The sequence below is a fragment of the Xanthomonas sp. NCPPB 1638 genome (genome assembly GCF_041475635.2).
GTDB classification, from domain to species: domain Bacteria; phylum Pseudomonadota; class Gammaproteobacteria; order Xanthomonadales; family Xanthomonadaceae; genus Xanthomonas; species Xanthomonas cucurbitae.
Genome location: NZ_CM192984.1, coordinates 3,767,907 through 3,779,136, shown reverse-complemented (window position 1 = coordinate 3,779,136; position 11,230 = coordinate 3,767,907). Strand labels below are relative to the sequence as shown.

The following is an 11,230-nucleotide window of genomic DNA, read 5'->3' as shown; positions in this document are numbered from 1 at the left end:
GCGGAAGGGGCAGCAAACGCCCGCTGTGCCTGGCACAGCGGGCGTTTGCGTTCTGCCTCACCTAGGCATGTGTCGGTACATGTCATAGATTTCTTCGAACTGACACATTGCTGCCGCATTCTGTCATCCGTTCGCAATCCTTAAGATGGATCTCTGCTTTGCAGCGCGTATCGCCCTCGTTGAGTGTCGTCATGTCGCTACGCGGTGCGCGCACGGCACTGGCCTGCGTGCTGGCTGTGCTGCTGGCGGTGCAGGCGCTGCGCCTGTTGTGGCTGCTGGTCACGCCGATCGGCCCGCTGGGCATGCGCACGCAGGCCATCGAGACGACATCGGATCTCTCAGCGCTTCGTCGCGACGTGTTCCATCGCACTGTCAGCGACGTCAACAGCGATGGCATCGTGCTGCATGGCGTGCGTGCCGGCGGTGCGCACGCGGCGGCCTATCTCAGTGATGGCAATGGTGGGCAAGGTGCCTACCGTGTTGGCGATACGGTGCTTCCCGGTGTGGTGGTGCAGGCGATCGCTGCCGACCATGTGCTGCTGCGCACCGGCAGCGGCGTGCGTCGCCTGGCACTGATCGATGCCACGCCGAAGGTGCCCGCCACCACGCCGCCAATGGCGGGCACGGCCGCTGCGGCGATGTCGAACGTGGGCAACGCGACCGATGCAACCACTGCAACCGCCGCCGCTGCGGCAGTCGACCCGCAACAGCTGTTGAGCAGCACCGGGTTGCGCGCAAGCGAAGACGGCAGTGGCTTCACGATCATGCCGCGCGGCGATGGCGCGCTGCTGCGCCAGGCCGGCCTGGTAGCCGGCGATGTGCTGACCCAGATCAACGGCCGCACCCTCGATGCCGAACACCTGCGCGAGTTGCAGGACGAACTGCGCGATGGCCAGGCGGCCACGCTGACTTATCGCCGCAACGGCCAGACCCACACCATGACCTTGAAGCGTCCGCAATGAGCGCCGTTCGTCCTGCCTGGCTGATCGCGGCCACGTTGTTGTTCTCGCTCCCTTTCATGCCGGCGATGCCGCTGTGCGCGGCCGATGCCCCGCCAGTGCGCCTGCAGGATGTGGATCTGCGCGCCTTCATCCAGGATGTCTCGCGCGCCACCGGCATCACCTTCATCGTGGACATCCGCGTGCAGGGCACGGTGAATGTGGCGCGCGCGCAGGTCATGTCCGAAGCCGATCTGCTGGGCATGCTGCTGGCGGTGCTGCGTGCCAACGGCCTGATCGCGGTGTCCAGTGGCCCATCCACCTACCGCATCATTCCCGACGACACCGCCGCGCAGCAGCCGGGCAGCGCGGCCAGTGGCAACCTGGGGTTTGCGACGCAGGTATTCACCCTGCAGCGGGTGGATGCGCGCAGCGCGGCAGAAATCCTCAAGCCGCTGGTCGGGCGCGGCGGTGTCATCATGGCGATGCCGCAAGGCAATAGCCTGCTGATCGCCGACTACGCCGACAACCTGCGGCGCATTCGCGGGTTGGTGGCGCAGATCGATACCGACCGCGCCGCCATCGATACGGTGAGCCTGCGCAACAGCTCGGCGCAGGAACTGGCGCGCACATTGACCTCGCTGTTCGGGCAGGCTGGCGAGCGCAGCGCGGTGTTGTCGGTGCTGCCGGTGGAGAGCAGCAATTCGCTGATCGTGCGCGGCGACCCGGCCCTGGTGCAGCGCGTGGTGCGCACGGCGGTGGATCTGGACGGGCGCGCCGAGCGCCGCGGCGATGTCAGCGTGGTGCGCCTGCAGCACGCCAGTGCCGAACAGCTGTTGCCGGTGCTGCAGCAACTGGTCGGGCAGACACCGGGCAACGAGGCGCAGCCCGGGCAGGACACGCGCTCCACTGCGGTGGACGTGGCCGCCGCCGGTGCTGCGCAGACGCAGGTGATTGCACCGGCGGCCGGCAAGCGGCCGGTGATCGTGCGCTATCCCGGCTCCAATGCCTTGATTATCAACGCCGACCCGGAAACGCAGCGCGCCTTGATGGGTGTGATCCGCCAGCTGGACGTGCACCGCGAACAGGTATTGGTGGAGGCGATCGTGGTAGAGATCTCCGACACTGCGGCCAAACGCCTGGGCGTGCAGCTGCTGCTGGCCGGCCGCAACGGTACCGTGCCCTTGCTCGCCACACAGTACAGCGGCGCTTCGCCGGGCATCGTGCCGCTGGCGGCGGCCGCGGCCGGCACCCGCAACGGCAATAGCGATGACGATTCGGTGCTGGAGCAGGCGCGCAATGTGGCCGCGCAATCCTTGCTGGGCTTGAGCGGCGGCCTGATCGGGCTGGCCGGGCAAAGCAACGATGCGGTGTTCGGCATGATTATCGACGCGGTCAAGAGCGACACCGGCTCCAACCTGTTGTCCACGCCCTCGATCATGACCCTGGACAACGAACAGGCGCGCATCCTGGTCGGCCAGGAGGTGCCGATCACCACCGGTGAGGTGCTGGGTGCGGCCAATGACAATCCCTTCCGTACCATCCAACGCCAGGACGTGGGCGTAGAGCTGGAAGTGCGCCCGCAGATCAACACCGCCGGTGGCATCACGTTGGCGATCAAACAGGAAGTCTCGGCCATTGCCGGGCCGGTGAGCACGCAGTCCTCCGAGCTGGTGTTCAACAAGCGCCAGATCGAAACGCGCGTGGTGGTGGAGAACGGTGCCATCGTCGCGCTCGGCGGCCTGCTCGACCAGAACGATCGCCAGACCGTGGAGAAGGTGCCGTTGCTGGGCGATGTGCCCGGCCTGGGTGCGTTGTTCCGGCACACGTCGCGCAATCGCGACAAGACCAACCTGATGGTGTTCATTCGCCCCACCATCATCCGCGACGCGGCCGATGCACAGCGCGTGACTGCGCCGCGCTACAACTACCTGCGTGATCGGCAGCTGGCCGATGGCGACCCGGAGGCCGCGCTCGATGCGCTGGTGCGCGACTATCTGCACGCGCAGCCGCCGCAGCAGCAGTTACCCGCGCCCCCATCGGTGCGCCCGGCGCCAGCCGTCACCCCCGCATCCGCCAGCCGTCCTGTGCAACGTTGAAGCCATGACCAGCGCACGCACCGCCATTTCCTATGCCTTCGCCAAGCGCCATGGTGTGGTGCTGCTCGGCGCGCAGGACACTGCACAGATCGGCCTGCGCGAAGGGGGCGACGTGCAGGCCTTGATCGAACTGCGTCGTGCGCTCGGCATGCCATTGCAGGTGCGTACGCTGGCGCCGGTGGTGTTCGACCGGCACGTCTCGGAAATCTACGCCGACGCCGGGCTGGAGCAGGGCGTGCAGGTCGAGGCATTGGACCTGCATGGCAGCCTGGATTCGTTGATCGACGACATCCCCACCGCCGATCTGCTCGACAGCCAGGACGATGCGCCGATCATCCGCCTGATTAACGGCATCATCGCCGAGGCCGCGCGGCTGGGTGCTTCCGACGTGCATCTGGAATCCTATGAATCGCGTCTGCGCGTCCGGCTGCGCGTGGATGGCGTGATGCGCGAGGCGGCCACCTTACCCGGCCGGATCGCCCCCTTGCTGGTGTCGCGGGTCAAGGTGATGGCGCGGCTGGATATCGCCGAAAAACGCATTCCGCAGGACGGCCGCGTGTCACTGGTGATGGGGGCCAAGGCGCTGGACGTGCGCGTGTCCACCTTGCCCACGCGTAGCAGCGAGCGGGTGGTGTTGCGTATCCTGGACAAGGAGCAGGGCACCTTGTCGCTGGCGCAGTTGGGCATGCCGCCGGCGGTGATGCACACCGTGCAGCGTGCCCTGCAGGTACCCAACGGCATCGTGCTGGTGACTGGCCCCACCGGCTCGGGCAAGACCACCACGCTGTATGCAGCGCTGAGCCTGCTCAACGATGGATCGCGCAATATCCTCACCGTCGAGGACCCGGTGGAATACGCCATCGACGGCGTTGGCCAGACCCAGGTCAATGCACGCGTCGGCATGACGTTTGCGGCCGGCCTGCGCGCCATCCTGCGCCAGGACCCGGATGTGGTGATGATCGGCGAGATCCGCGACACCGAGACTGCGCAGATCGCGGTGCAGGCCAGCCTCACCGGCCATCTGGTGCTTTCCACCGTGCACACCAACGATGCGGTCGGCGCGGTCACGCGCCTGCGCGACATGGGCATCGAGCCATTCTTGCTCGCGTCCAGCCTGCGATTGATCCTGGCGCAGCGGCTGGTACGGCGGCTATGCACGCAGTGCCGCACGCCGCGCCCGCTGGACGCCGCCACGCGCGAGTTGCTGGATTCCCACGCAGACGACGCCGCCACTGTGTATGCGGCCGTGGGCTGCAGCGCCTGCCACCAAAGCGGCTACGCCGGGCGCGTGGGCATCTACGAAGCCATTGCGGTGGACGATGCGCTGCGCCGGCTGATCGGCGACAACGCCGACGAAGACGCCTTGGCGGCGGTGGCTTTCGACCGCACGCCACGGCTGGGCGATGCCGCGCGTGCCGCGGTGCTGCAAGGCCTCACCACGCTGGAAGAAGCCTTGCGCGTCGCCCGCCAGCAGGACGATGCGCATGCCGCGGTTTGAGTACACCGTGCTCGACCTGCAGGGGCGCAGCCGCCAGGGCGTCATCAGCGCCGACAGCGTGCAGGGCGCACGGGCGCAGCTGGAACAGCGGCAATGGGTGCCGGTGCGCGTGGATGCTGCCGCCACGACGGCGACCGCCATGCGCGCAGCGCGCTTCAGCGGCAAGGACCTGGTGCTGTTCACCCGCCAGCTCGCCACGCTGGTGGAAACCGCACCGCTGGAAGAAGCCTTGCGCACCATCGGCAGCCAGTCCGAACGCCGCGGCGTGCGCCGGGTCACCATCCAGACCCATGCGCTGGTGGTGGAAGGATTTCGCCTGTCCGATGCAATGGCGCGCCAGGGCAACGCGTTCCCGCCGCTGTATCGCGCCATGGTGGCCGCCGGCGAAAGTGCAGGCGCCTTGCCGCAGGTGCTGGAGCGGCTGGCCGATCTGCTGGAACGCCAGGCGCAGGTGCGCAGCAAGTTGCAGTCTGCGTTGGTCTACCCGGCGGCGCTGGCACTGACCGCCGGCGCGGTGGTGATCGTACTGATGACCTTCGTAGTGCCCAAGGTGGTGGACCAGTTCGATTCGATGGGCCGCGCCTTGCCCTGGCTGACGCGGGCGGTGATCGGTGTGTCCAATTTTTTGCTGCACGCAGGTATTCCATTGCTGATCGCCATGGTGGTCGCTGCGTTCGCTGCGGCACAGCTGCTCAAGCGGCCGGCGCCGCGGCTGGCGGCAGATCGCGCCATCCTGCGCGCGCCCTTGCTGGGCCGGCTGATGCGCGACCTGCATGCCGCGCGGATGGCACGCACGCTGGCGATCATGGTCAACAGCGGCCTGCCGTTGATGGAAGGGCTGATGATTGCCGCACGCACCGTGGACAACCGCGCCTTGCGGCTGGCCACCGACAGCATGGTCAGTGCCATCCGCGAAGGCGGCAGCCTGGCCGCGGCGATGAAGCGCGCGGGCGTGTTCCCGCCCACGCTGCTGTACATGGCCTCCAGCGGCGAGAACAGCGGACGGCTGGCGCCGATGCTGGAACGCGCCGCCGATTACCTGGAACGCGAGTTCGAATCCTTCACTACCGCGGCAATGAGCCTGCTGGAGCCGGCCATTATCGTGCTGCTCGGCGGCGTGGTGGCGGTGATCGTGCTGTCGATCCTGTTGCCGATCCTGCAATTCAACACCCTGGCGCTTGGTTGAGCGCCGCCGTCCTTTCGGAGATTCACATGCAACCCATCCAGTCTCTTGCATCTGCCGGCGCGCGCCCGCTGCGTGGCCGCGCGCGCGGCTTCACCCTGGTCGAGTTGATGGTGGTCATCGTCATCATCGGCCTGCTCGCCACCGTGGTGATGATCAACGTGATGCCCAGCCAGGACCGTGCCATGGTCGAAAAGGCGCGCGCCGATGTCGCGGTGCTCGAACAGGCGCTGGAAACCTATCGCCTGGACAACCTCAGCTATCCCACCACCGAACAGGGCCTGCAGGCCTTGCTCGCCGCGCCGAGCGGCCTGGCCCGGCCGGAGCGCTACCGGCAAGGCGGCTATATCCGTCGTTTGCCGGAAGACCCATGGGGGCATGCGTATCAGTATCGCCGTCCGGGCCGTAACGGTGGCTTCGACGTCTATTCCTTCGGTGCCGACGGCGCCGAAGGCGGCGATGCCGACAACGCCGACATCGGCAACTGGCGCTGAGCCAAGGCATGCTCACCGCACACCTCCGCCTGCAAGGCTGTGCATCGCGCCACGCGCGTGCGGGCATGCATGGTTTCACCTTGCTGGAAGTGTTGGCCGTGCTGGTCATCACCGCGCTGGCCAGCACGCTGGTGGTGATGACACTGCCCGACACCCGGCGCGATCTGCACGACCAGGCCGATGCGCTGGCCAGCGCACTGGTCAACGCGCGCGACGAGGCCATCCTGAGCCTGCGCATGGTCGAGGTGATCGTCGATACCGGCGGCTATACCTTCCGTCGTCAGGCGCGGCAGCAGTGGGTAGCGCTCGACGAAAAACCGTTCGCTGCCACGCGCTGGCCAGCCGGTGTGCAGGCCGAGCTTCCCGCCGGTGCCACGCAGCTGAGCGTGCGCTTCGACCCCACCGGGGCGGCCACGCCGCAACGCATCGCCCTGGCCGACGGGCAGCAACAGCTCCAGGTGCTGGTGGACGCCGCCGGCGGGGTACGGGTCGATGCGCCGCATCGGTAATCGCCAGGCCGCGTCCGGCTTTTCGCTGCTGGAATTGATGGTCGCACTGGCCATCTTCGGCATGGCGGTGGTCGGGCTATTGAATCTTTCCGGCGAAAGCACGCGCACGGCGGTGGTGCTGGAAGAACGCGCACTGGCGGCCTTGGTGGCAGAAAACCAGGCGATCGAGGCGATGCTTGCGCCCACCGCCGCTGCGCTGGCGCCTGCGCGCGGGCAGGAACTGCTGGGTGGCCGCAGCTGGGATTGGCAGCGCCAGGCCATGCCGGCCGGCGCCGGCATGGTGCGTATCGAGGTACAGGTGCGTGCCGCAGGCCAGACGCAGGAAATTGCCAGCCTGAGCGCGTTGCGGAGCGTGCAATGAGCGGTCCACGTCGCGTGGCCGGCTTCACCTTGATCGAACTGCTGGTGGCGCTGGCGGTGTTTGCGCTGGTGGCAGCTGCGGCGGTGGTGGTGATGCGCCAGAGCATCGAGCAACGCGATGCGGTCCGCCAACGCTTGCAGCAGGTGCGCGATGTCCAGCTGGCCCATGGCCTGCTGCGCAGCGATCTGCAACAGGCGGCGGTGCGGCGCACGCGCAATGGCGATGGCAGCGCCGCGCGCACGGCCTTCATCGCCAGTGCACCGGGAATCCGGGGGCCGTTGTTCGGCTTCGTGCGGCGCGGCTGGAGCAATCCGGATCAAACGCCGCGTGCGTCGCTGCAGTACGTGGAGTATCGCGTGGTCGAAGGGCGCCTGGAGCGCAGTGCGCGCCCGGCACTGGATGGTGCAGCGGCCGCAACGCCGCAGGTGCTGTTGCGCGGCGTGCGATCGGTGGTGGTGGCGTTTCATTACCGTGCGCAATGGAGCGATGGCTGGAGCGGCGGACTGGAAGCGCTGCCGGACGCGATCTCGCTGGAGCTAGACCTGGAGCAGTGGGGACGCGTGCGCCAGGTGTTCCTGCTGCCGGAGGGCCGCGCATGAGCGCGTTGCATGCACCTGCGCGGCAACGCGGCGTCGCGCTGTTGACGGTGTTGTTGCTGGTGGCGGTGATGACGCTGCTGATGGTGGCCGTGCTGGACGATCTGCGCTTTGGCCTGCGTCGTAGTGGCAATGGCGAGGCGATGACGCAGGCGCAGTGGTATGCGCTGGGCAGCGAGACGGTTGCACGACAACGCCTGCAGGCGCTGGCCAGGCGCGACCCGCTGCGCACCACGCTGGAGGGCGGCTGGAACGACCAGCCGGTCAGCTTCCCGCTGGACGATGGCATGGTGAGCGTTCGGCTGCGCGACCGTGGCAGCTGTTTCAACCTCAATAGCGTGGTCGCCGGCGCGCCCGAGCAATGGCAGCGTAGCGACGACGGTGCGCGCCAGTACCAGGCACTGCTGGAGGCGCTGGGCATCGCGCCGCCACAGGCGCAGGCGCTGACCGATGCGCTGGTGGACTGGATCGACAGCGACGGCCAACCCGGCGCACAGGGCGCGGAAGACGATCAGTATCTGCAATCGGCCGTGCCGCTGCGGACCGGAGCGACCCTGCTGGCCGGTGTCAGCGAGCTGCGCGCCATCGCCGGCTACACCCCCGAGCGCATCGCGCTGCTGCAGCCGTATCTGTGCGCGCTGCCGGAAGGGCGGCTGTCGCCGGTCAACATCAACACGCTGCGCCTGCAGGATGCGCCGGTACTGGTGGCGCTGACCGAGGGCCGGCTGGAGCTGCCCGCCGCACGCCGGGTGATCGCCGCGCGCCCGGCCGGCGGATGGCGCGATCCAGCGGTGTTCTTCAACACGCCGGCCCTGCTGCAGGTTGCCCCGTCGAATGCAGTGCTGCAGCAGGTGCAGTTGCGCACCACGTATTTTTCTCTCTTCAGCGAGGTCGAGCATGCCGGTGCGCAGGTCATGCTGGAAGCCTTGTTGCAGCAAGACCCGGCCGGCCGCGTGCGGCTGGTGGCACGGCAATGGAGCCCGGACGCATGATGACCACGCTGGTTCTGCTGCCGGCCGAGGCCGCAACGCTGCCAACCGCCGTGCATGTGGATGCGCACGGGCAGGTGGTCTGGCAAGGCGAGTGCAGCGTACGGCCTGCGCCGGACGGACGCAGCGTGCTGGTGGTGCCCGGCGCCGATGTGCAGCTGCGCTGGATGGCCTTGCCCGGGCACAGCATGGCGCAATCGGTGGCCGCCGCACGCCTGCAATTGGCCGAACACCTGGCAGTGGACGCGCAGACCCTGCATGTGGCGATTGCCTCCCAACCGGACGCCGATGGCATGCGCCTGGTCGCAGCGGTGGATGCGGCGGTGATGCAGCATTGGCTGGAACGCGCTGCAGGCGTGGGGATCGTTCCCGATGCGGTGGTGCCGGACTGCCTGCTGCTGCCCGTGCCGGCCGCCGAGCAGCCGCCGGTGCTGCTGCAATGGGACGGGCGCTGGCTGTTGCGCGCACCGCGCCTGGCTTGCAGCCTGGAGCCGCCGCTTGCGCAGGTGCTGATTGCCTGGCTTGCCGCCGCGCCAGTACTGCCGCCGGATCCGGATCTGCAGCAGACCATCGCGCAGTTCGCCCGACATGCCGCCACCGCGCCGATCGATCTGCGCCAGCAAGGCTTTGCGGTGGTCGCCCGCCAGCGCGCTGTCAGGCGCATGCCCACGCTGCCGCTTCTGGTTGCGCTGGTGGTGCTGTCGCCGCTGCTGCTGTTGCTTGCGCAGACCTTGCGCTACGAAATCGGTGCGCAGCTGCTGCAGCGGCGCACCGTCGCGCTGCTTGGCAGTAGCGACACCCAGCGGCCATCCGATGCGGCCGCAGCGCAGGCCAGCGCAGCAACGCCGGAGGCATTCGCCTCACGCCTGGCCACTGTTTTTTCCGCAGTGGAGTCGGCGCCGGGCGTAGAGCTGGATGCACTGGCGTATCAGCACACCGGCGCGATACGCATCACCCTGCTGCATGCCGATGCGGCGCAGCTGCAGACTGTCACCACCCACTTGCATGCTGCAAGCTGGCAGCTACAACCATCGCCAAGTGGACCTCGGGATGCGCGCTCAAGCACCACCTTGCAACTGGAGCCGCCACGATGAAACACCGCTTGCAGACCTGGTGGCAGGCGCGTGCGCCGCGTGAGCGCGGCATGCTGGCGATCATGCTGCTGGCCGTGGCCGCCTTCGTGGGGTGGTACGCGCTGTTGCTACCACTGCGGCACTGGAAGGACAGTGCTCAATCCCGCTATGACCATGCTGCCGAAACGCTGCTCGCTGCGCGCGCTTCACAACGCGCCGCTACAGTGACGGCAGTCCCCCTTGAGCGCATTTTGCGCAGCGCCCGCGAGGCCACTATCGCCATCACCCATCACCGCGTCGGCCCCACCGGGACGCTGGACCTGCAGATCGATCGCGTGAGCAGTGCCAGCCTGTTTGCCTGGCTGGAACAGTTGCGCCAGCGCGACCATCTGGCACCGGCGCAACTCGACATCACCCGCCGCGACGACCAGCTGCAAGCGCACATCATCTTGCAGGGCATTACGCCATGAGGGCATTGCGCTGGGCGCTGCTGGGCATGCTGCTGCTGGCCACGGGCGTGATCGCCACCTTGCCGCTGCGCCTGCTGTTGCCGGCGCAGCGCCTGCCGTTCTCCGCGCTGGAAGCGCAGGGCTCGATCTGGAACGGCACCCTGCGCGAGGTCCATTGGAACAGCCTGCTGCTGGGCGATGTCGGCGTGCGCCTGCATGTGGTGCCGTTGCTGCGTGGGCAACGCCAGGTGCAGCTGCGCTCGGCCACCGTGCAAGCGGTTGCCCTGCAGGGCGCACGGCAGGGCGTGGAGCAGGCCAATGGCCGGTTGTTGCTACGCAAGCCTGGCGGGGTGACCTTGATGGATCTGTCGATCGATCTGCGCGATGTCCGCGCGGTTTTCGATACCACCCGCTGCATCCAGGCCGGCGGCGATGTCGCCATGCAGATCATTCCCAGCGAGGGCGGCGAGGCCGCCGGATTGCTGCCGCTGCGCCTGCGCGGCAGCCCGCGTTGCGTGGACGATGCAGTGATGCTGGCACTCACCCCCGATGGCGGCCTGCCGGATGGCGTGCAGTTGAATGCTGAACTACGCCTGCAACGCGACGGCCGCTGGCAGTGGCGCACCCAGGTCGCGCCAGGCTCCGATACCGCCCTGCAGCTGGGCCTGCAGCTGCTCGGCTTCACGCAGACGCCGGAGCGCTGGCTGGTACGGCGCGACGAAGGGCAGCTGTAGATCTGCCGGCAGGGTTGATCGGTCACTCTGCTGCCTGCACTGCACTGCAATGGGTCTGAATCCCAGTTCGGCACGCCATTGCCGCTGTCCTGTCAGGGCGTCTTGCCAGGCCTTGCCGCCGTGGCATCAGGCAGACCAATGCGTGGCTGTCCCGGGATTCCATACCAGTGCGCCGGCCAGCCGGAGAGTAAACTCTCTGCCGAATCGGCGCTTTGTCAGTCCCGTGCGCGCCGGGGCTGGTGCGCTGCCGCCGATTGGTACTATATTGGACCTATCGAATTTAGGCGGGCGGGAACAACGATGGCCA

The 11,230-nt window shown here is 67.8% G+C and carries 12 protein-coding genes; all 12 read left to right on the top strand.

Annotation, left to right across the window (positions count from 1 at the left end; genetic code table 11):
• The first annotated feature begins 149 nt into the window (after window positions 1-149).
• The 12 genes from ACCQ13_RS16325 (at window position 150) to gspN (ending at window position 10,923) form a co-directional block, all read left to right on the top strand.
• Window positions 150-962, top strand: coding sequence for a type II secretion system protein N (locus ACCQ13_RS16325; RefSeq protein ID WP_167527018.1), 813 nt, complete (start codon window positions 150-152; stop codon window positions 960-962).
• Window positions 959-3,037: a type II secretion system secretin GspD gene (gene gspD / locus ACCQ13_RS16320; protein ID WP_104602422.1), complete on the top strand. Its 2,079-nt coding sequence runs from the start codon at window positions 959-961 to the stop codon at window positions 3,035-3,037. Before ACCQ13_RS16325 ends, gspD begins: the two co-directional genes overlap by 4 nt.
• Before the next feature lie 4 nt (window positions 3,038-3,041).
• The gene (gspE, locus tag ACCQ13_RS16315) at window positions 3,042-4,535 is read left to right on the top strand and encodes a type II secretion system ATPase GspE (protein WP_104602421.1); all 1,494 of its coding nucleotides are present in this window, start codon (window positions 3,042-3,044) and stop codon (window positions 4,533-4,535) included.
• Window positions 4,522-5,721 carry a type II secretion system inner membrane protein GspF gene (gspF, locus tag ACCQ13_RS16310; RefSeq protein WP_104602499.1) on the top strand — a complete coding sequence of 400 codons (1,200 nt, stop codon included), beginning with the start codon at window positions 4,522-4,524 and terminating at the stop codon, window positions 5,719-5,721. Before gspE ends, gspF begins: the two co-directional genes overlap by 14 nt.
• Window positions 5,722-5,747: 26 nt before the next feature.
• Window positions 5,748-6,212, top strand: a complete 465-nt coding sequence (gene gspG, locus ACCQ13_RS16305) for a type II secretion system major pseudopilin GspG (RefSeq protein WP_104602420.1) — start codon at window positions 5,748-5,750, stop codon at window positions 6,210-6,212.
• A gap of 65 nt (window positions 6,213-6,277) precedes the next feature.
• Entirely contained in the window at window positions 6,278-6,721 is a 444-nt protein-coding gene (locus ACCQ13_RS16300; protein WP_159407563.1) for a GspH/FimT family pseudopilin, read from the top strand.
• Entirely contained in the window at window positions 6,705-7,082 is a 378-nt protein-coding gene (gene gspI / locus ACCQ13_RS16295; protein ID WP_104602418.1) for a type II secretion system minor pseudopilin GspI, read from the top strand. Before ACCQ13_RS16300 ends, gspI begins: the two co-directional genes overlap by 17 nt.
• Window positions 7,079-7,681 carry a type II secretion system minor pseudopilin GspJ gene (gene gspJ, locus ACCQ13_RS16290; protein ID WP_159407562.1) on the top strand — a complete coding sequence of 201 codons (603 nt, stop codon included), beginning with the start codon at window positions 7,079-7,081 and terminating at the stop codon, window positions 7,679-7,681. The genes gspI and gspJ overlap by 4 nt, the downstream gene beginning before the upstream one ends.
• Window positions 7,678-8,670 (top strand): type II secretion system minor pseudopilin GspK, encoded by a 993-nt coding sequence (gspK, locus tag ACCQ13_RS16285; RefSeq protein ID WP_104602416.1) that lies wholly within the window; start codon window positions 7,678-7,680, stop codon window positions 8,668-8,670. Before gspJ ends, gspK begins: the two co-directional genes overlap by 4 nt.
• Window positions 8,667-9,761 carry a type II secretion system protein GspL gene (gene gspL, locus ACCQ13_RS16280; RefSeq protein WP_104602415.1) on the top strand — a complete coding sequence of 365 codons (1,095 nt, stop codon included), beginning with the start codon at window positions 8,667-8,669 and terminating at the stop codon, window positions 9,759-9,761. Before gspK ends, gspL begins: the two co-directional genes overlap by 4 nt.
• Window positions 9,758-10,210 (top strand): type II secretion system protein GspM, encoded by a 453-nt coding sequence (gene gspM / locus ACCQ13_RS16275; protein ID WP_104602414.1) that lies wholly within the window; start codon window positions 9,758-9,760, stop codon window positions 10,208-10,210. The genes gspL and gspM overlap by 4 nt, the downstream gene beginning before the upstream one ends.
• Window positions 10,207-10,923, top strand: coding sequence for a type II secretion system protein N (gene gspN / locus ACCQ13_RS16270; protein ID WP_104602413.1), 717 nt, complete (start codon window positions 10,207-10,209; stop codon window positions 10,921-10,923). Before gspM ends, gspN begins: the two co-directional genes overlap by 4 nt.
• Window positions 10,924-11,230 lie beyond the last annotated feature (307 nt).